This window comes from Flavobacterium sp. CECT 9288 (assembly GCF_918731615.1).
Lineage (GTDB): Bacteria > Bacteroidota > Bacteroidia > Flavobacteriales > Flavobacteriaceae > Flavobacterium.
The window spans coordinates 1,125,540-1,147,531 of record NZ_OU957226.1 but is presented as its reverse complement, the minus strand read 5'-3'; the positions used below and the strand labels follow the sequence as shown (position 1 = coordinate 1,147,531).

Genomic DNA, 21,992 nt, shown 5'->3' with positions numbered 1-21,992 from the left:
GCTAATCTTAACTTTTAATTCAATGTTACTTAATTTATTTTTAATTGTTTTGTTAAACTTCAAAAAATAAAAAACCTTGAAAAAAAGAAAAGTAGAAGTGGTTGTCATATCCGATGTGCATTTGGGCACCTTTGGTAGTCATGCCAAGGAACTCCTTAATTATTTATCCTCTATTAAACCTAAAATACTAATTCTAAATGGAGATATTGTTGATATCTGGCAGTTTAGAAAATCCTATTTCCCGAAATCACATTTAAAGGTTATTCAAAAAATCATCAGTTTTGCCTCAAAAGGAACTAAGGTGTACTATATTACTGGAAATCACGATGAAATGTTACGCAAGTTCAGTGACATCTCTTTGGGTAATTTTGCATTGGTTGACAAACTCATTTTAACATTAGATTCAAAAAAACTATGGGTCTTTCATGGGGATGTATTTGATGCCTCGGTGCAACACTCTAAATGGATTGCAAAATTAGGCGGTTTAGGCTATGATTATCTAATTTTGATCAACCGGTTTGCAAATTGGTGTTTAAAAAAACTAGGAAAAGAACCGTATTCATTTAGCAAAAAAATAAAAGCTAGTGTAAAAAAAGCGGTAAAACACATTTCTGATTTTGAGAAAACTGCAACTGAATTAGCTATAGAAAAAAAATACGATTACGTTATTTGCGGACATATTCACGAACCAAAAATCATCAAAAAAGAAACCAAAAGTGGCTCTACGCTCTATCTAAATTCTGGAGATTGGATAGAAAACCTTACATCGCTGGAATACAATAATAAAAGGTGGAAATTATTTCATTACAGTGAGATGAATTTTGAGGAAGATGACAATCTTTTTGAAATGGAAGATCTCATAGAAACTCAATCTATTGCAAGTAAAAAAATATTTGTAAAGCAAAATTTGATTAAATAGCTTGTTAAGTCTTTTAGATCCATTAATGTGGAAATTGTGTAACAATTAACTAAAATTTTACAACGCAATTAACATGTAAATAAATAAATTTGCTAAATAATTAAAACAAACAAAAATGAAAAAGATTATTTTATCTGCTGTAATGCTAGTAGCATTATCATTTACAGCACAAGCGCAAGATATTTCAAAAAACGCATTAGGTCTTCGTTTAGGAGATAGTGACGGTTTTGGTGGTGAAATTTCATACCAAAGAGGTCTTGGTGACAACAACCGTTTAGAATTAGATTTAGGTTTTAGAAACAGTAATAATGTTGATGCTTTTAAACTTACAGGTTTATACCAATGGGTTTGGAACATTGATGGTGGTTTCAACTGGTACGCTGGTGTAGGTGGTGGATTAGGTAGTTGGAGTTATGATAACAACTTCAATAACAACTTTAACGTAGATGATAGCGGTACGTTTGCCTTTGTTGCTGGAAATTTAGGTCTTGAATATAACTTTAAAGAAGCTCCTATTCAATTAGGTCTTGATATCAGACCAGAACTTTACTTCAACTCTGATAACTTTAGAGACGATAATTTTGCTCCAGATTTAGCACTAAGTGTGAGATACAGATTCTAATTAGCAGATTTATAAAAAGGAGGCTATTTATTCGTAAATAGCCTCCTTTTTTTATTGAAAAATAATTTCTTTTTTGGAGTTAATCTTTACTACACAAAAAGGGTTTGTCATAGCTTGTGTAACCATTCCGCCTGGCTCCGGTCCTGTTTCTTTTACCTTAATAATAACTTGAGTAGGTGTTTCTACTACGCCCTCAACATTTATACTGTAACCGCCACTTGATTTTTGACCCATATTCAAAATTACGAAATTTGAGCTTTGTAAATCCGAAGGCTTAATACTGTTTTTAAGATTTTCATCCTTTTGAAGCATCCTGATCTCATTTGGTTCTGACAAAATTTCATAAAAACGAATAGCAGCACCTCCATAAGTCTGTTCTGTTAGTACTTCATATAACTTTTTTGAATCAGTTGCTACTGGCTTGCCTGTTGCACAAGAAAACAAAGTTATCATCATAAGCCCCATTACTATTTTTCTCATGATTTTAAAAATTTAGATTCTCCATACCACTTTGATTATTTGTATTTGTTAATAGCTTTTAGATACAAAGCTTCGTACAAGGGTAAAATGTTTTTGATATCAAATTGTTTAGCAACTTCAAAGGCGTTTTCTTTAAATAATTCCAAAGTTTTTTCATCTTTCAAAATTTTCAAAGCATTAACAGCCATTTCATCAGTATTTCCCACATCACTTAAATATCCAGAAACACCATCAAAATTCACCTCGGCTAATCCACCTGAATTACTTGAAATAACCGGTACTTTACAAGCCATAGCCTCAAGCGCAGCAAGTCCAAAACTTTCTGTTTGCGAAGGCAATAAAAACAAATCAGTGAGACATAAAATTTTGTCAATTTCATTACTATTACCAAAAAATATTACCTTGTCTTGAATTCCTAACTCTTGGCACAAAAGCTCCGCTTTTTCTTTTTCGGGACCATCACCCACCATCATAAGCTTCGCAGGAATCTCTTTTTGAATGTTATAAAAAACTTTGATCACATCAGGAATTCGTTTTACTTTTCTAAAATTACTTATATGCGTAATGATTTTCTCATTCTCTTTAGCCATTACTGAACGTTGGCACGGATAATTAGTATCCGTTTTGTTTTTATCCAATTCGATAAAATTAGGAATGACCTCAATTTCATTTTTTATGTTGAATAATTTTAAGGTATCGTCTTTTAAACTCTGAGAAACCGAAGTTACAAAATCAGATTTATTGATACTGAAAGTCACAGCAGGTTTATAAAAAGGATGATTACCTACAAGAGTTATATCAGTACCATGCAGTGTAGTTACCATTGGGATATTGATTCCTTCATCTTTAAGCATTTGTTTTGCCATATAACCTGCATAAGCATGCGGAATAGCATAATGCACATGCAACAACTCTATTTGGTGCAGCTTTACCATATCTACTAGCTTGCTAGAAAGTGCCAGTTCATAAGGCTGATAATGAAACAAGGCATACTCAGGCACATTAACCTCATGGTAATGTACGTTTGGACTAAGTAGCGCCAAGCGCACTGGCTGGCTGTACGTTATAAAATGTATTTCGTGGCCACGTCTCGCTAGTTCAAGACCAAGTTCTGTGGCAACTACGCCACTACCTCCAAAGGTAGGATAACAAACAATTGCAATTTTCATGAAGACTATTTAATACAACGAAAGTAAGTAAATTTGAATTGAGTTTCCTGAAATTAATGTTAATTACCATTCATTAAAGTAACTTATTCAAAAAAAAGGAGTGGAAGTTTAAAAAAATGAAAAAGAAACGTCTACAGAAAAAAATAAATAAGTACTATTGTATAAAGGTCTTTTTATTTTACACCTTCAATTTTTTTATACTTTTTCTTATTCAACCATTTATTAATCTTAAAAGTAGCAAAAGCAGATCCAGCACCAATAAGCGCACCTGCTGCAACATCACTGGGATAATGAACACCTAAATGCATTCTAGAATAACCTACACTACTTGCCCATAAAAAAGAAGGAACAATGACATACCATTCAGGATACGCCATACTTAATGAGGTTGCAGTAGAAAAAGCAATAGAAGTATGTCCTGAAGGAAAAGATTTTCCTGTTGATGATACAACAGGGTCAATATCAGAATAAGTGTCAAAAGGACGGGCTCTATTAACAGCTACTTTGAGCGCTTTTGTAATAAATGCATTAACAAGAAATGCTTCGCCAATAAAAATTGCTTTATGTTTTAGTGTACTATCTTTCTTTATTAACCCAATAGAATAGATCAATACTGGAGCAGTAATACTAACAGGAACTGCACTATTTGTAACAACCTCAAATGAAGAATCCAAATTTTGATTGCGATCAATATGTAGATTTCTTAAAAGTTTTATGTCTACATTTTGAGAAAAAACAGTAGAACTTGCCGTTAAAAACAAGAAAAAAAATAAAATTTGCGTTTTTAACTGCTGCATTTTAAAAAAATTAATGACACTTTTAGTTTTGATGTATTGGTATCACTCTTAAAAAAAGCGACTGTGCCAACTATCTATTGCAGGTACTTCCCAAGATTCATTAAATTCTTCAATAGTGTTTACCAGGTTATTAAAAACTACAGTGTTTTCAGTAACCGCTTTGTCTTTCACCATTTTTTTAAAATCAATTAGCGTTTTATGGGCAATGTGTTCTCCTAACTTAAAAGTCACATTCATTTTATCTAATAAATCAACCGTATATTTTTGTTCTAATGCTTGAATGAACTCTACAGATGCATCTATAGAACAACCCGTAGCAGCTTGTACTTCTTGATTTACAGCAATAATTATAAACCTATTATACTTTAAGAGATAAGAAGATTCTAAACTAGTTCCATGTGCTGCCCATTGCTCTAAGAAAGATTGTAATGAATTTTCTATTTCAGCAAATTCAGCATCAGAGAATTTTCTATTGGATTGATAAATCCAAATTCTAGAATCTTCGGGTAAGTTTTCAAAAGGGACGTACATATAATTGTATTTGTAATTTCAGGGCAATTAGAATTTATTGACGCTGTATATCTGTTAAAATTTTAAAATATTTGAATTCATTTGTTGCTACATCAAAAAGCTCAATCTCAGTGTAACCAACTTTTACAGAATCTTTAACTTTAAGTTCATTATTAGTCAATACAGATGCTGTTTCAAAGTAATCCAATAATAAAAAACTATAAGCTCTTCCGTTTTTATCTTTTACCAATAAAGAAACAAATTGATCTTTTTTAATAGCGGTAACTTGACCTTCTATAAAAACATCCGCTGGTTCATCAACTACAAGTTCATCTTCACTTTCATCACCAATATCTTTCTGAGTTGATTTGCCTAACTCTAGAATAATTTCGGGGCAGTTGACTAACATTTTTAGTGCTACTTTCTCGCCCATTTTTCGCATTCCTTCTTGATCATCAAACTGAATCTTATCCTCTTGCTTGAATTCATTTATATGACTCGTATAACTTTGAATCATACACAACCCTACTTGAGTTTGTAATTCTTTCTTATCTAGTTTTTGATAATCTAATTTTTTTGTTCCAAGACAAGCACAGGTTTCTTTTCCAATAATGTCATACATGTCTTGAGAAAAAGAATTAGTACTAAAAATTAAAACAAGTGCAATAATTATTTTTCTCATTATTACAAGTCTTGAGCATTAGCAATAAGCTCAGCTATATCCATTACCTTGACATCACTTTCTCTTTCTTTGTTTTTGATACCATCTGTCATCATCGTATTACAAAATGGACACCCTGCGGCAATAATATCAGGAGCTGTCTCTAATGCATCCTCTGTTCTCTCAATATTAATTTCTTTATCTCCATTTTCAGCATCCTTAAACATTTGTGCTCCACCTGCACCACAACAAAGTCCATTGGCTTTTGATCGCTTCATTTCAACAAGAGCCGCATCAAGTTTCGTTATTAAATCTCTAGGAGCTTCGTAAACGTTATTGGCTCTACCCAAATAACAAGGGTCGTGAAAAGTAATACGCTTCCCTTTAAATTGACCACCTTCAATAGTAAGTCTACCATCATCAAGTAGCGATTTCAAAAATTCTGTATGATGTATTACTTCATATTGTCCTCCTAGTTCTGGATACTCATTTTTGAGCGTGTTAAAACAATGAGGACATGCAGTAACTATTTTTTTTGCTTCATACCCATTCAAAACTTCAATGTTCATCATGGCTTGCATTTGAAACAAAAACTCGTTTCCGGCTCTTTTTGCTGGATCTCCTGTACAACTCTCTTCTGTTCCTAATACAGCAAAAGAAACATTAGATCTATTTAAAATTCGAACAAAAGCTTTCGTAATTTTTTTGGCTCTATCGTCAAAACTTCCTGCACAGCCCACCCAAAATAAAACTTCTGGCTGCTTTCCTTGAGCTAACATTTCGGCCATGGTTGGCACTATTAAATTTTCTGACATACTTTTTTATTGATTCGGTTATATGATAATTTGAGTTTGTATTAAAAAAATACAATAATGAAATCCGTTACAATGGATTATTCATTCTTCCAATTTAATCTATCTTGTTGGTTATATTGCCATGGTGCACCATTGTTTTCAATGTTAGTCATCATAGCATTCAATGGCATTGGAGCGGCACTCTGTTCCATTACTAAATAACGTCTCATATCCATAATAATAGATAACGGACTAATGTTTACTGGGCACTCTTCAACACAAGCGTTGCAAGATGTACAAGCCCATAATTCCTCAGCGGTAATATAATCATTCAACAATGACTTATTGTCTGGTACAAAAACACCTTTGTTTGCATCTATATTTTTACCTACTTCCTCAAGACGATCTCTAGTATCCATCATGATTTTTCTAGGAGATAATTTTTTACCTGTATTGTTTGCAGGACATGAAGAGGTACATCTACCGCATTCCGTGCAGGTATAAGCATTCAACAACTGAACCCAATTTAAATCTTGCACATCACTAGCACCAAATTTACTTGGAACCGCGTTTGGGTCTACTGGGGCTGCTGCAAAAGGATCTGCGTTAGGATCCATCATTAATTTTACTTCATTAGTTACTGACTGTAAATTATCAAATTTACCTTGTGCATTCAAGTTAGCAAAATACGTATTTGGAAAAGCCAATAAAATATGAAGGTGCTTTGAAAAATAAAGATAATTCATGAAAATCAAAATCCCAATGATATGCACCCACCAGAAACCTTCGGATAATAACATCACTAATTCATTTGAAAGTCCATTAAAAATAGGCTCAATAAACTGACTCACAGGAAAAGATCCTGCTTTTATAAAATGTCCGTAACCTCCTGGCACATTTTGTAAATGCAAATCAGAAGCATTCATTAATAAAAATAATGTCATCAATACCACTTCAAAATACAAAATGTAATTCGCATCACTTTTAGGCCAGCCTTTTAAATCTGAACTTACAAATCGCTTTAATTTAATAATATTTCTTCGACTCCAAAAAGCAAAAACAGCCACTAAAACTAAAACAGCAAGTATCTCGAATGAAGCAATTAATACATTATAAGTAGTTCCTAAGAAAGCAAAAACTCTATGTGTACCAAAAAGTCCATCAATAATAATTTCTAACAACTCAATGTTAATGATTACAAAACCTATGTAAACTATAATGTGTAAAATACCTGCTACAGGTCTCTTTACCATTTTTGATTGTCCAAGTGCTATCATGGCCATGTTAGTCCATCTCGCTTTAGGATTATCTGTACGATCAACAGCGGTTCCTAAATTTATATTTCTTCTTATTTTTTTTACACTAATAAAAAAATATCCAAAACCTATTGCCAGCGTTATGGCAAATAAAATATTGTCTAAGTAGCTCATTTTAATTTATATTTACTTTAATTTAATGGTGTCATTTTCCGGCCCAACGTATGGTTTATTTTTCTTTCCAAACACTGAAATATTCACGTATCTAGTAGGATACAACCTAATATCTTGGAGAAGCAGCTCTAACTCTTTAGTAGATGTTTTAATATTTTGATAAAAAGATTCATCCTTTAATAATTTACCAATAGTTCCCTTGCCTGACTCTAAATTGAGCATGATACCATCAACACGACTCAAGGTAGCATTTAAATTTTTAACTGTTTTCCCTAAATCAGCCTTATTTAGTGAATCTGAAATTTTTGAAAAATTACCTGAAACTTTATTCAAATTAGTTACAACACCATTAATTTGTGTTTTATTAGTAGCTAATAAATCATTCACACTAGTTGAAAGTTTATGAAACTCAGCCACTGTTTGACTCAATTCAGCAAGAGTCAATTTGATATCAGCTTGACCTTTTTCATCTAAAACATTATTCAATCCTGAAATTAATTTATCCGTATTACCTAATAATTTTTCAAGTTTGTCTTGCAAAGGCGCTAATTGATCTCCTACTTTATCGGTTAAACCAAGCTTAATTCCGCTTTGAAAAAACTGACCTTCAATAGCTAATTCTTTATCATTGAAATTAGGCATAATCGCTATTTGCTTACCGCCAATAAAACTTGGCTCATAAAGTGATGCTATACTACTTTTTGAAATAGGAAAATCAGTTTTCAATTGTAACTCTACAAGCAGTTTACCTGTATTTGCATTAATAGTAATACTGCTTACCTTACCTATAATCAAGCCATTAAGAGTTACCGGAGCAGATGACGTAAGACCTTCAACACTATTATACTCTACAAAAAAAGTTTTATAATCCGTAAACAAGTCTTTTCCTTTTAAAAAACTGTAACCCCAAATAAAAAGTGATATGGATGCAATAACTAAAATTGCAGTTTTAATTTCTCGTGATATTTTCAAAATTCCTGTATTTTTTACAAATTTAATATAAAATATTTGACTTGTTATAATAATTTAAGTGCTTCTTTAATACTTATATTTTTTCCGTTCTGAAACGCTACAATATAAGCAGTTGTATAACCTTTTAATTGAACCTTTTTCAAATCTTCTTTGGCCGCAGCATACGTATTTGCTTCTCCATAAAAATAAGTAAACAAAGATCCAGAGCTAGATTGAACTGAAACGTCTTTTAAACCTTTAAAGTTCTGAGGCTTTAAATCCAACTTTTTATTACCCGATGCAAATTGCACTTTAAAAACAACATTAGTTTTAGATTGTTTAGAATTTATGTCTGATAAAGTTCCCTTAAACGTTGATTTTTTATCTACAGGGGATGATTTCGTTTTTGAAACTTCTTTCAAATCATCATTGTCATTTGAAGAACTTGTATCAAAGTATTCTTTTTTGTAAGCAATTATGGCAGATGCAATTGCTTGTGCCATGTTTTTTTGTCCTTCCGCAGAGTTGAGATAAGCCCCTTCGCTTTTATTGCTTAAAAAACCAAGCTCAATTAAAACACTTGGCATGTACGCTGCATCTAACACCCACAATGGAGTTTGTTTGATACCTCGAGATTTTCGATTGAGTTTGTGTATAAAATTACCCTCTATTTTTGATGCCAATCGAATACTCCGATCTAAGTAATCTTCTTGTAAAATTTTTAAACCTATTAATGTTTCTGGATTTTTAGGATCAAATCCTTTATAGCTTCTTTTGTAATCTTTCTCTAATAAAATAACAGAATTCTCTTGTTTGGCAATTTCAAGATTTCCTTTGCTTCGGGTCAAACCCATTACAAATGTCTCTGTCCCATAAGGCACAGGATTTTTCACTGAATTACAATGAATGGAAATAAACAAATCTGCATGCAGACTATTTGCTTTGTGTGGTCGGTCTTTAAGTTCAATAAACACATCCGATTTCCTGGTATGAATCACCTTAATATCTGGATCTTCATTCAAATGTTTTTCGAGTTGCAAAGTTGTTTTTAGTGCAATTTCTTTTTCTATAAATCCATGGTAAGAATTTCCAGGATCTTTACCTCCATGACCAGCATCAAGGATAACAATAAATTTATCTTTTGATTGAGAAAAAACAGCTATGCTTGCCATTAGAAAAAAAACGACACATTTTGTTTTTATTTTTAAAACACTATGCAAAATATTGAGGTGTAAAATTAGTTTTTATGAACTGTAGCGTATTGTTTAAGCGCATCTTGAATACTTACTTTTTCACCATTTTTATATGCAATTAAAAAAGCAGAGCTGAAACCTTTTTCTTTGGCCATTTTAAGATCTCTTTTTGCAATTTCATAATCTGTAGTATTGCCATACAAGTATTTAAAATATTTGTTTTCGGTTACAACAGCAATATCATCAAGACCTTTAAATTTTTTAGAGTTGGTGTCTAGATTAGTTAAACTCGCTAATAATTGTACTTTAAAAACTAAATTAGCATTTACATTGACAGATGGCAACACTGCTTGAGAGTCTACTCTTGGTTCTTGAACCGGCACACTAGGTGTTTGCAGGTTTTCATTTACTGGCTTTTCTATTTTATCTTGAGGCAAAGCTTCTTGAATGATTTCTATTTCATTGGTACCAAAATATTCTGCTTTGTAGCTAATTATTGCATCTGAAATAGCTTTTGCAATTTGGTTTTGACCCTCTTCAGAGTTTAAAATATTACCTTCGATAGTATTAGATATAAAACCCATTTCAATTAACACACGAGGCATATAGGCTTTATGCAACACCATAAAAGGTGCTTGCTTTACCCCTTCTCCACGTATTTTTTTTCCTAAACTTTCAAATGCGTCTTGCACTTTACTTGCAAGTGAGATGCTGTTATCCAGATACTCTTCCTGCATAAGGGTCATTCCTATCATGGTCTCTGGTGAATTAGGATCAAAACCCTCATATTTTTGTTTATAATCCTTTTCTAAGGTTATTACAGAGTTCTCTTTTTTAGCAGCCTCTAGGTTTGATGATACCTTACTTAAACCCATTACGTAGGTTTCTGTTCCATCAGCAAGGGTGTTTTTATTAGCATTACAGTGTATTGAAACAAAAATATTTGCGTTAACCCTATTTGCAATATTAGCTCTTTCAATCAAATCAATAAAAACATCTGTTTTACGTGTATAATTTACCTCCATATTTGGAGTAGCTTCTAATATCTTACCTACTTTTAAAACAACGGCTAAGGCTATATTTTTTTCTATCCTACCTTCATACACTGCCCCAAAATCATGTGCACCATGACCCGCATCTAGCGTGACCTTAAAATTACTTGATTGACTAAAAACCATTACAGAATTTAGCAACAAAATAAAAGATACCAATAATTTACTATTACTTGAAAAAGACATGTTGTGATACGTTAATTTAATTAAAAGACTACAGTTATTAATTTATTTATTTGACTATTTTTGACCAAAAATAATCTGTAAGTTTGGCTCATCAAAAAACAGGCCATCATTTTACAAAAATAGCATTTAAACCTTTGCATACAAACTTATTTAATATCGTTTTAATTTCTATTATCTTATCCTTAGGTTCTGGTACAACCTACGCTCAAGATATCATTAAAAAAAAGCCTAATGTAAAAGCTCAAAATAAAATTGAGTCTAAGCCCAAAACATCATCCACAATTAAAACTGATGCTAATATTGAGGCAAAAAAAGTAGATACTATTAAGATTGACACCATAAAAAACAAAAAAGTATTTTTGAACGGAAAGGTTCGCTACAAAGCTAGTAAGTATGTTAAGATTGATCAAAAGAAAAAATTAATCACATTACATGATCAAGCGGAGTTGTATTATGAAGATGTAGAACTTAAATCTGGTGTTATTGTTCTTGATTACGAAAAAAATGAAGTCTATGCAGGACGATTAAAAGACTCTGCAGGTGCTTACGTTCAATACCCCAATTTTAAACAAGGAAACAATGTAGTTGAACCCGATTCGATTCGTTTTAATTTTAAGACAAAAAAAGCGCTGATTTGGAATTCAAGATCAGACCAAGGCGAGTTCAAAATCAAAGCTGCCATAACTAAAAAAGAAAATGATTCAGTTTATTTTTTAAAAGGTGCCCGTTTTACTACCTCAAAAGATGTTGACAATCCTGAATATTATTTCCAAACCAATAAAGTAAAATTTATTCCCGGAAAAAAAGTAGTTACAGGACTGACTAATATGGTCATTGCAAATGTACCCACTCCCATTGCACTTCCGTTTGCATTTTTTCCTATGAGTAAAGAAACTAGTATTTCTGGGTTAATATTACCGAGTTACAACGACTCCAACAACAGAGGTTTTTCTTTGCAAAACTTAGGGTATTATTTTGCCTTGAGTGATCATTATGATTTAACCGTTTTAGGAGATTATTACACAAATGGTAGTTACGGAATGCGTTTTGAATCTACTTACGCCAAAAGATACAATTACCGTGGAAACATCAATGTGCGTTTTGAAAATTTAATCAATAGTGAAAGAGGATATCCGGACTATTCAAAACAGAATATTTACAACATCCAATGGTCTCACTCAAAGGATACAAAATCAAGTCCAAACTCTACTTTTTCTGCCTCTGTGAATTTAGGAAGTAGTAGGTATTTTCAGCAATCCATTAATCAAGTTAATATAGGATCAAACCTTAATAATACACTAAGTTCTTCTATATCGTATTCCAAAACATTTACTTCAGTGCCACAAGTGCGTATGTCATTGACCGCTACACATTCTCAAAACACTCAAACAGAAGAAATCAACATGACTTTACCTACACTACAATTAAGTGTTGACAGAATGTATCCTTTTGTGGGTAAAGACGGTGTGAGAAAAGGATTTTTTAAGAACATCAATCTACAATATAACCTAAACGGTAGAAATAGTATTGTTACTAATGACTCTTTGTTTTTTAAACCCGAGATGTTTCGTGATGCTAAAATAGGTTTTCAACATAGTATTCCATTGAGTACCAATTTTAAACTATTTAAATATTTTAGCGCTTCAACATCATTAAATTACGAAGAAGTTTGGTACACAAAAACCATCAACAAAAGCTTTGATGTAGAACAAAACCGAGTAATAGATAGAACCGTTAATGGTTTTGACGCTTTTAGAACTTATTCTCTCTCGTCAAGTGTAGGAACAACAATATATGGAACTTTTAATTTTGGTGAAAACAAAAAAATAAAATCAATACGTCACGTAATGAGGCCTTCTATATCTTATGGCTATACACCTAGTTTTGAAAAATATTATGACACCTATGCTGCAGATGGCTCAGGAAACATGCGACAATATACCCGTTTCGAAAACGGAATTTATGGATCACCCGGATTAACAAATTCTAACATTATAGGCTTTGACCTTAGTAACACATTAGAAGCAAAAGTAACAGACAGAGACAGTACTAAAGTGGAGGCAAAAAAAATAATGCTTTTAAACAACCTCAACTTTTCTACTTCATACAACATGAATGCTGATGGAAAAACAACCCTTGCATTTGCTCCCGTGAGAGTAAGTGGAGGAACAGCATTATTAGATAATAAAATGAATGTTAACTTTGGTGCTACACTTGACCCTTATGCTATAGACAATTCTGGTAACCGAATCAATGTTTATAATATTGATAACGGCGGAAGCCTTTTTAGAATGACAAGTTCTAATATGACCTTAAATTACGCTATTTCAAGTCAAGGTAAAGACAAAACAAAGAAAGATAAAAACTCGCTCAGTCAACGAAATGGTGGTCGAGATGATGATTTGTTTGGTACTAATGTAGATCTTGGAGACAGCCGTAGAAGTTTATTTAATGAAGACGATGAAGAAGGCGAAGAAGAAGAGTCAGAATTTTTTAATTCAAAGCTACCTTGGGACATGACATTTGCCTACTCATTAACCTATGGAAATAACAACCGCGAAAATAAAATCATAGGAAACTCCATCATGATATCTGCCAATGCTGACATCACACCCAAATGGAAAGCCGGAGTCTCAACAGGATATGATTTTGTTCAAAAAGGAGTTACGTTTACTCAATTGCGTTTTGAACGTGATTTATTAAGCTGGCGAATGGATTTTAATTGGTCTCCTTTTGGAACTAATGCAAACTGGGGTTTCTTTATTGGTATAAAATCTGGCGTTCTAAGTGATATCAAATGGGATAAACGTAGTGCTATCAACAGGTAATTTTAAAAGTAAAACAAGACAAAATCATATGAAAAAAATAATTTTTACCGAAAATGCTCCCGCACCCATAGGGCCTTACAATCAAGCTGTACTTAAAGGAAATACACTTTACACATCTGGACAAATTGCTTTACATCCTAGTACGGGAGAGCTAATAACTACAACTATTGAAGCCGAAACAGAACAAGTTATGCAAAACATGAAAGCAGTTCTAGAAGCAGCTGGAATGACCTTTGATCATGTTGTAAAAACAACCATTTTCATTATGGACATGAATGATTTTGCTAAAATAAATACTGTGTATGGTTCTTATTTTGACGAAAAATCAGCGCCTGCTCGTGAAACTGTCCAGGTAGCTTGTTTACCAAAAAATGTTAATGTAGAAATTTCAATGATTGCCATATTGTAATATCAATTTACTGTGTTTAAAACTGTAAATTGAATATAATAAAAGTCCTTACTAATTCTTAAAAAAGCATCGCTTTGCAAGAATTAGTAAGGACTTTTATTTATTTAATGTATCTCTATTTATTTAAATTGTGATAAGCGATTAAGCCATCAATAGGTCTTCTTAAAACATTACCCAATTGTAGTTCATATTTATCAAAAGTTTCCTGTAATTCTTCTTTTAAGTAAAAAGCAATAGAACCTACAAAATGAACTTTTACTTCTTTACAGTTGTCAAATTGTTTAATATAATTTTTAACAAAAGATTTCATTCCCTTAAAAATTATTTTCCTGCAAAACTCCGTCTCTTTATGCTGAATTAAAAACTTTGCAAAAGTAGCCAAATACGCATTAGGATTAGGCTCCTTATACAACTTGCTTTTTATAGCATCTGGATCTAAGTCATACTCTTTTTCAAATTCAACAGCCAATTCTTTTGGCATTTTGTTAAAGTAATACTTTCTAATTAATTCTTTCCCAAAAACATTTCCACTGCAATCATCCATAGCAATATAACCTAGAGATTGAACTTTTTGATGCAACTCTTTACCATCAAAATAACTGCAGTTTGAGCCTGTTCCTAGTATAGACACTATTGCTTTTTCTCCTTTTGGAGTAGTAGCATATACAGCTGCATAGGTATCCTCTTTAACATCAATGATTGCATTAACAAAATAGTTTTGAAAAACTTGAGAAAGTGCTATTTTCATCCTGTCAGTACCACAACCTGCACCATAAAAGAATAAATGAGTAGCATTCTTTTTATTGTGTAAAATATCAAAACGATCGTTCAATCTTTCAATAATTTCATCTGGTTCCAGCACTTCAGGGTTTAACCCAAGTGTTTGTGTTGTAAATAAAATTTTACCATTGTCATCTATCGCAATCCAATCGGCTTTAGTAGATCCGCTATCAACTATTAGTCTCATTTTTTTTTTAGTTTATTGGTGTGTGTTGCCGTTTAATAAAAAGTCATAGTCTTTTAATTTCTATACCAAAGCAACAAAAAATAAAATCCCGTTACAGCATGATAACGGGATTTGTAAATATATAAAGAATTATTTTAACCCAGCAATATGCACAGATAAATCAATTAACTTACTAGAATAACCATATTCATTGTCATACCAAGAAACTATTTTGAAAAAAGTGGAATTCAATCCAATTCCAGCAGTTGCATCTACAATTGAAGTTCTTTTATCAGAAATAAAATCTTGAGATACTACAGCGTCTTCAGTATAGCCTAATATTCCTTTCATAGTGGTCTCAGAAGCATTTTTTAAAACTGCCATAATCTCTTCATAAGAAGTTTCTTTAGCAACTTTCACTGTTAAATCTACTGCAGATACATCAACAGTAGGAACACGAAAAGCCATACCAGTTAATTTTCCATTCAATTCAGGGATAACTTTTCCTACTGCTTTTGCAGCGCCCGTAGAAGATGGAATAATGTTAACACTTGCAGCACGTCCGCCTCTCCAGTCTTTTTTTGATGGACCATCTGCTGTCATTTGAGTTGAAGTGGTAGCATGAACAGTTGTCATTAACGCCTCTACAATTCCGAAATTATCATGAATTACTTTAGCTAATGGTGCAAGGCAATTTGTGGTACAAGATGCATTAGAAACTACTAAATCTGATGCTTTTGCAGTTTCATGATTTACTCCCATTACAAACATTGGTGCATCTGCAGATGGAGCAGAAATAATAACTTTTTTAGCACCTCCTTTAATATGCTCACTAGCAGTTTCTATAGTTGTAAAAATACCTGTGCATTCAGCAACTACATCAACATCTACCTCATTCCATTTCAAATCAGCTGGATTTCTCTCGGCACTAATGCGGATATTTTTTCCGTTTACGTATAATTTTCCTTCTTTTACTTCAACAGTTCCGTCAAAACGACCGTGAACTGAATCATATTTTAATAAATAAGCTAAGTGATCTACATCTAATAAATCGTTTATTGCTACTACCTCTACATTATCTCTATTAAAAGTTTCTCTAAAAACGATTCTTCCAATTCTACCAAATCCGTTAATTCCTAATTTTACTTTTGACATTTTAATTTAATTTTTTTGTTTATTTTTCTTTTCTACCTAAAGTCTAATTTCCTCACAATAAACTTTAATTAACTATGTCGACATAATGTCTGATACTCTTAATAATTCTCTATCAATCATGGATTCTCCTTTAATAGCTTGCTCTAAAGGCGTCAATGTTACTTGATCATTTTGCAACCCTACCATATAACTCGACTTGCCTTCTAGCAACGATTCAACAGCTTTCACACCTAACCTACTTGCTAGAACTCTATCAAAACAAGAAGGGGATCCTCCACGCTGCATATGACCTAAAACAGATACACGAACATCATATTCTGGTAAATTAGCCTCTACGTAATCCTTAAGCTCAAATACATTTTTACCAATTTTATCACCTTCAGCAATAACAACTATACTTGATGATTTTCCAGAAGCCTTACTTTTTTGTAACGATTCGAGTAATCTATCTAGTCCCAAATCTTCTTCAGGAATCAATATCTCTTCTGCTCCAGCACCTATACCAGCATTTAAAGCAATATGCCCCGCATCTCTACCCATCACCTCAACAAAAAACAAGCGGTTGTGTGAACTTGCTGTATCTCTTATTTTATCAATAACATCTACAACTGTATTAAGCGCTGTATCATAACCTAAAGTATGGCTGGTACCGAATATGTCATTATCAATAGTTCCTGGAATCCCCATTACAGGAAAATTAAATTCTGAATTAAACAGTAATCCTCCCGTAAAAGTTCCATCGCCTCCTATTACAACCAGTGCATCTATACCTGCTTTTGTTAAATTTTCATGTGCCTTTTTTCTACCTTCTGGAGTTTTAAATTCTAGGGAACGTGCAGATTTTAATATGGTCCCTCCTTTATTTACAATATTGTTTACACTACGAGGTCCCATATCTTTAAAGTCGCCTTCAATCATACCTTGGTACCCTCTATAAATCCCGATACATTCTATGTTATGGTAAGCGCAAGTTCTAACTACAGATCGAATTGCTGCATTCATTCCTGGGGAGTCTCCACCAGAGGTAAGAACACCTACTTTTTTAATTGTTTTTGGCATTTTCATAATATTAAAGTGTAAAACTAACAAACATTAACCACTTATAAGACAGTGTTTTTTATTAATTAAAAGACTGTCTTAAATTCAAACGTTTTCGTTGATAAGTTTTTTTAGAACACAATTAAATTACGCTATTAATTACTAAAAGTGGAAATTTATTCACTTTTAGTAAAATATTAACGTTTTGACACTAAATATAATAAAGGATTGTAATTCAGATATTTCTAATGAAATTCGAATAATTTAAACTCCTGCTGGAACAAAATAAGCAGTTGCAGTAAAGAATAATTTTAAAGTATAATTTTTTGTTTAATACTCCTCTGGTAGAATACCCTCTTGATTTTTCTTAATAGGTTCTGGAGTTTTTTTCTTGGATTTAGAAAAATCAATAAAATCTGGAGCCATCTCTGAATCTTGATCAGGTGACATTGTATTGCCTACTTTTTCAATCTTTAAATTCTTGAATATTTTATTTACCAACTCTTTGAAAGTATCAAAATCTACTTCATAAGACACCCCAAGACCTTGAGTATACCCTATACCCTGACCTACAAAATTGATGTCATTTTCTTTATTAAAAATTCTCAAATTTAATGTACCATCTTCGTTTACACGATACAGCACCTCAACATCGCCTACAATTGCAGACTCATTAATTCCTCCAAAAGGAACTCCTAACTTGCCATTTATTGTAATACGATCATTTATTTTAGATGATATGGTAGCAACAAATCTACCATCAGTTTCTTTTCCTAATCGCCTATCGGCTCCAATAAAGTTAAGACCAACCTTGAACTTTTCATCATCAGAACGAATGATTCCGCCCAAAATACTGGAAGCCGTTTCAAACAAACTTCCTGAAAAATCAGATTGATTTACTCCTTCAGGACTTAAAAAACCTCCTGATGACAGCAAATACAAAGCTTGAGTTTGTCTTACATCTTTATCATTTAATTTATACTGAATTTCAGATTTTAAAACATTACTTACCGTAGGGAATTCGATATTAAAATCTGGCTCAGGACTCGTTAAATCTCCACGCACACCTATTACAACCTCTACTGGAACTTTAGAATTAAAAGAGGCATTATCTAATAAAACTGCTGGATTTGCAGTTGTTTTGTAAATAGCTTCGAGGTTTAGTTGTGCCTTCATAGGATTCCCTTCCCATGTTATTGATCCACCTTTTTTTACTGCAAACTTTTTATCAATAAGTCCTCCATATTTAAAATTGTAAGTTCCTTCATATGCCTGGAAATCTCCCCACATGTTAAATTTACCAAGGGTATTAATTTTAAATAGCAAAGACCCAAAACCTTTACCTTTCATACCATGACCTGTATTTCGATCCAGTATCACTTCAACCTCAGCATCTGGCGTAATGTCAAAATCAAATTCAAGTTCTAAACCGTTGTAATTTCGTGTGTTTTCAACAATCCCGTTTTTAATGTTGTATTTTTCTTTTTCTGTTACAAAATGAATAAATACATTATCACTTACACTTTCGGCATTATTAATAGGGATTTTTACAGCTGTACCTTTTTCTGATTTGGCATCAACTTTTATAAATAAACTATTGGTAGGTCCTTTAATTGTTGCGCTACCATCAATAAAAGCAGTTCCGTAGTAAGCAGCATCTTCGCTATCTTTTGTATCTAATGCTACTAATCTTTTTGAATTTATAGCCAAGTCTAATTTCCAATCCGAGAAATTATTGTGTCCTATATACCCATTTAAATTTCCTATGGTACCATATTTAGTATCTGTCAAGGTATTGTTTCTAAATAAAAACTTTTCATTTGTCAAATCTATGATCGTTTTGTCACTCAAACCATAGTCCACGTTAAGATATGGAATTGTCAAACCTGCTTTGTCCAAAAATAATCTTCCGTTAATAGTAGGATTTTGCAAGTTACCCTCAATAGTTGCATTACCACCTACAAAACCTCTTATATTGGATAAAACATCACCACCAAGAGAGTTAAGTGTTGCAATATTAAACTTATCAAATTTTAATTTTAAGTCTAAAATGGTTTCTTTATTGACAATTTCAAAATTACCGTTGGCATTAAATGCTTCTAAATTTTCGTTTTCTAAGTTTGAGTTGATGGTGAATTTTTTGAAAGTTTCATCACCTTCAACATCAAATTTCAAAACACCCAAATCTGTTTTGTTAACGTTTAATTTATCAATGACTATTGAAGCTGTTGGCTGGTAAATGTTTTTATTTTGTTTAAAATCTATTTCACCATTTATATTTCCTTGTACAACTAGTTTATTGTTTGTGGGGGTGATTTGGTTTAAGTTGACATCTTTAAAACTTAATTTCAAATCCTTAAAATCACTTCCTTTTAGATTTCCATCCAATGCTATAGACTGATTTTCATGGGAGAGCACCAGCCTATCTATATCAAAATTCTCCAAAGATTTATCAAAAACAATCTGATTATCAGGTGTTTCATTTTCGTTTAAAAACCACAAATAATCTTTAAACTTGACTTCAGATTTACTGATACCTACAACATTATTATTGTCCTTGTTGATAGTATGATACAAGTTGAGATTATAATAATCTTCTGCTTTGGGACCGCCTTTGAACTCGGATCTAAAAAATAAGGTATCCTTGTGTGTCACATTGATCAAACTAAAATCTCTTATTTTATAATATTTTGTTTTAATACTATCAAGCTCCACATATGCGTTATAAAGCGGGTTTTTATTATCAACAGCCACTTTAATATTATCAAAGGTGATATTTGAAGCTGTTATTTGTGGAGAATTGAAATCTAATTTAAATTCATGATCATCTGAACTGATATTTCCTTTAACAATTGTATTGGCTCCTATGGCAATATCCGGATAAAAAATCTCAATAATTTTATTGTAGATAGAAAAATTAAAGTTCAAAAACTGTCCTTGTTTTACTTTTAAGGGTTTAAAATTAGTGTATAAACTTCCTAACGAGTTCTTTACTAAATTTTGCAATTGATTGAATTCATACCTACCAACAATCTCTCCTTGAACAATATCCGGAGAATTCACAGTTATAGTCCTTACTTTATTATCGTCAAAAGTTGAATTGATCGTAAAATCATTAAAGACATAAGTGTCCTTAGCGTTTTTATAAGATGTTTTATTGATAAAAACAGTTCCCTCAAAATTTTCTATTGAATTCCCAGATGCTTGTACTTCAACATCACCTTTGAAAACAGAAACAGGATCATTCATCAATTTCAATTTTTTCAAATCGGCATTGATTACATTAATTTGAAAATCATATTTACTATCTTTTTTACTTAAATCTAAAGCGCCATCAAAAGTCATTTTCAAATTAGGATCATCAATCTGGATGTCTCCAATGTAATTAGGACTCGCAAGATTACCGTTTAAAGTAATATTTGTATAATTATAACCTTTAAACTCTATTTGGCTAACTTGACCATTCAACGCAGTGTTCAAATATTTTTGATTAAACCCTTGACCATCAACGTTAATATCAAGAGAAACTTTTCCTAAATCTTTCTGATCAATCATATTCCCTAGATCAAAATCTTCTAAGATTACAGTACCAATGTAGGAAGCTTTATCAATTTCATTGATATTATTAATGTATAAATCTGAAGTTACCTTCCCTAAAGCTGTCATCATAGAAAAATCAGCTTCAACGGCTGTTGTTGTAACAGATGCTGTACCTTCAGTTGTAAAACGTCCTAATTTTTGCAGAGAAGTAGGCAGTTTATTGCCTAAAATGTTGGGCAAAATAACCACTAAATCCTCATAAGTAGAAGTTAATTTATCAAACTTAGAAAACATTGAAAATTGTTGTCCTTTTCTAGCAAATAAATTCTTGAAATTGATATCTCCTATTAACTGTGTTTTTCGATCATCAATTAAATTCAACTTATAAAACTGCAAATCATTCAGCGTTCCCTTGATCTTTGATTTTAAATTGAAATGCTGGTTTTTACCTAATTCTTTGTAAAAATGCCGAATATCATTAGATGCAATAGATGCTGCATCAAGTTGAATATCAAACACTACTTTATCATTAAAATTAGAAAAATCTTCAATTTTGTACTTAAGAACAACTTCTCCTTTGAGTGAGGATTCCTTAGTTTGCAAATCTAGTTTTTCAAGTTTGATATTTTTTTTGGAATATGAAAATTTCGATTTCAAATTTTTAACATACAATCCTCTAAAATCTAGAAAGGACATCTTATTAATACTGGTAGAAACTTCTGGTCCAAAAATTAAAAAATCAGTAACCGATGCATTCAATTTTGTAAAATCTACATCTTTTGGGATTTCTCTGTTTTCATCAATTAATATAAACCTTCCATCATAAATTTGTAAAGTATTGGCTTTCATTAAAAATTTTCGATTGGAACTTTTTCCAGTTTCAAATGAATTAATGAATTTATCTATATTGGTCTCTTTTTCTCCCTTATATGTTTTTAAGTTAAAAAGTAGTCCGTATACATCCAGATTATCAAAAATAAGATCTCCATTTAGCATTTTTTTGCCTTCAAGAATGGTGGTAGCAATGCGCTCAGAATATATCAAAGTATCCTTTCGATGGTCTCTTATTAGGACATTTTTAAATTTAACGCCTCCAAAAACAGAAATTGAAACACCTTCAACATTTATATTAGTACCAAAATCTTTATTTACAGTATCTGTAAAATAACGTGCAATGCGAGTTTGCACGGCAGGCATTGTAAGAGCAATACCTGCAATAAGCAGCAATACTACTAGCCCAAGCAACACCCGAAAAACTATTTTAATTACTTTTTTGATACTTAATTGAATTTATTCATTTAAAATTTAATTT

At 32.0% G+C, this 21,992-nt stretch carries 18 protein-coding genes; 4 read left to right on the top strand and 14 right to left on the bottom strand.

Annotated elements, in window-relative coordinates; genetic code table 11:
- Positions 1-76 precede the first annotated feature (76 nt).
- Positions 77-919 (top strand): UDP-2,3-diacylglucosamine diphosphatase, encoded by an 843-nt coding sequence (locus tag LQ189_RS05075; RefSeq protein WP_086454157.1) that lies wholly within the window; start codon positions 77-79, stop codon positions 917-919.
- Between the two features lie 115 nt (positions 920-1,034).
- Complete coding sequence (locus LQ189_RS05070) at positions 1,035-1,541, top strand: outer membrane protein (protein ID WP_086454156.1); 507 nt, start codon at positions 1,035-1,037, stop codon at positions 1,539-1,541.
- Positions 1,542-1,592: 51 nt separating this feature from the next.
- On the opposite strand, the gene LQ189_RS05065 is transcribed toward LQ189_RS05070, so the two are convergent.
- The 10 genes from LQ189_RS05065 to LQ189_RS05020 all read right to left on the bottom strand — a co-directional run bounded on the left by LQ189_RS05065 (position 1,593) and on the right by LQ189_RS05020 (position 10,704).
- The gene (locus LQ189_RS05065; RefSeq protein ID WP_230154718.1) at positions 1,593-2,021 is read right to left on the bottom strand and encodes a protease complex subunit PrcB family protein; all 429 of its coding nucleotides are present in this window, start codon (positions 2,019-2,021) and stop codon (positions 1,593-1,595) included.
- A gap of 35 nt (positions 2,022-2,056) precedes the next feature.
- Entirely contained in the window at positions 2,057-3,190 is a 1,134-nt protein-coding gene (gene bshA, locus LQ189_RS05060) for an N-acetyl-alpha-D-glucosaminyl L-malate synthase BshA (RefSeq protein ID WP_230154717.1), read from the bottom strand.
- Between the two features lie 173 nt (positions 3,191-3,363).
- Positions 3,364-3,987 carry a phosphatase PAP2 family protein gene (locus tag LQ189_RS05055; protein WP_230154716.1) on the bottom strand — a complete coding sequence of 208 codons (624 nt, stop codon included), beginning with the start codon at positions 3,985-3,987 and terminating at the stop codon, positions 3,364-3,366.
- Positions 3,988-4,035: 48 nt separating this feature from the next.
- Positions 4,036-4,518, bottom strand: a complete 483-nt coding sequence (locus LQ189_RS05050) for an ABC transporter ATPase (RefSeq protein WP_230154715.1) — start codon at positions 4,516-4,518, stop codon at positions 4,036-4,038.
- 34 nt (positions 4,519-4,552) lie between these two features.
- Complete coding sequence (locus tag LQ189_RS05045; RefSeq protein ID WP_230154713.1) at positions 4,553-5,179, bottom strand: hypothetical protein; 627 nt, start codon at positions 5,177-5,179, stop codon at positions 4,553-4,555.
- Between the two features lie 2 nt (positions 5,180-5,181).
- Positions 5,182-5,973 carry a (Fe-S)-binding protein gene (locus LQ189_RS05040; RefSeq protein ID WP_144892186.1) on the bottom strand — a complete coding sequence of 264 codons (792 nt, stop codon included), beginning with the start codon at positions 5,971-5,973 and terminating at the stop codon, positions 5,182-5,184.
- A 77-nt stretch (positions 5,974-6,050) separates the two neighbouring features.
- Positions 6,051-7,382 carry a (Fe-S)-binding protein gene (locus LQ189_RS05035; RefSeq protein WP_230154711.1) on the bottom strand — a complete coding sequence of 444 codons (1,332 nt, stop codon included), beginning with the start codon at positions 7,380-7,382 and terminating at the stop codon, positions 6,051-6,053.
- A gap of 12 nt (positions 7,383-7,394) precedes the next feature.
- Positions 7,395-8,354 carry an MlaD family protein gene (locus LQ189_RS05030; RefSeq protein WP_230154710.1) on the bottom strand — a complete coding sequence of 320 codons (960 nt, stop codon included), beginning with the start codon at positions 8,352-8,354 and terminating at the stop codon, positions 7,395-7,397.
- Between the two features lie 44 nt (positions 8,355-8,398).
- A complete protein-coding gene (locus LQ189_RS05025) occupies positions 8,399-9,505 on the bottom strand; it encodes an N-acetylmuramoyl-L-alanine amidase (protein ID WP_230154708.1) in 1,107 nt (368 codons plus the stop codon).
- A 65-nt stretch (positions 9,506-9,570) separates the two neighbouring features.
- A complete protein-coding gene (locus tag LQ189_RS05020) occupies positions 9,571-10,704 on the bottom strand; it encodes an N-acetylmuramoyl-L-alanine amidase (protein WP_370634889.1) in 1,134 nt (377 codons plus the stop codon).
- Positions 10,705-10,847: 143 nt separating this feature from the next.
- Between LQ189_RS05020 and LQ189_RS05015 the strand changes: the two genes are divergently transcribed.
- Complete coding sequence (locus LQ189_RS05015) at positions 10,848-13,592, top strand: putative LPS assembly protein LptD (RefSeq protein ID WP_230154701.1); 2,745 nt, start codon at positions 10,848-10,850, stop codon at positions 13,590-13,592.
- Positions 13,593-13,620: 28 nt separating this feature from the next.
- Positions 13,621-14,001 carry a RidA family protein gene (locus LQ189_RS05010; RefSeq protein ID WP_086454609.1) on the top strand — a complete coding sequence of 127 codons (381 nt, stop codon included), beginning with the start codon at positions 13,621-13,623 and terminating at the stop codon, positions 13,999-14,001.
- Positions 14,002-14,116: 115 nt separating this feature from the next.
- Here the strand turns inward: LQ189_RS05010 and LQ189_RS05005 are convergent, their stop codons facing one another.
- The 4 genes from LQ189_RS05005 to LQ189_RS04990 all read right to left on the bottom strand — a co-directional run bounded on the left by LQ189_RS05005 (position 14,117) and on the right by LQ189_RS04990 (position 21,877).
- Positions 14,117-14,968 carry an N-acetylglucosamine kinase gene (locus LQ189_RS05005; RefSeq protein WP_086454610.1) on the bottom strand — a complete coding sequence of 284 codons (852 nt, stop codon included), beginning with the start codon at positions 14,966-14,968 and terminating at the stop codon, positions 14,117-14,119.
- A gap of 129 nt (positions 14,969-15,097) precedes the next feature.
- Positions 15,098-16,102 carry a type I glyceraldehyde-3-phosphate dehydrogenase gene (gene gap / locus LQ189_RS05000; RefSeq protein ID WP_230154699.1) on the bottom strand — a complete coding sequence of 335 codons (1,005 nt, stop codon included), beginning with the start codon at positions 16,100-16,102 and terminating at the stop codon, positions 15,098-15,100.
- A 72-nt stretch (positions 16,103-16,174) separates the two neighbouring features.
- Complete coding sequence (pfkA, locus tag LQ189_RS04995) at positions 16,175-17,161, bottom strand: 6-phosphofructokinase (protein ID WP_086454612.1); 987 nt, start codon at positions 17,159-17,161, stop codon at positions 16,175-16,177.
- Positions 17,162-17,470: 309 nt separating this feature from the next.
- On the bottom strand, positions 17,471-21,877 hold the full coding sequence (locus LQ189_RS04990) for a translocation/assembly module TamB domain-containing protein (RefSeq protein ID WP_230158633.1): 4,407 nt from the start codon (positions 21,875-21,877) through the stop codon (positions 17,471-17,473).
- Positions 21,878-21,992 lie beyond the last annotated feature (115 nt).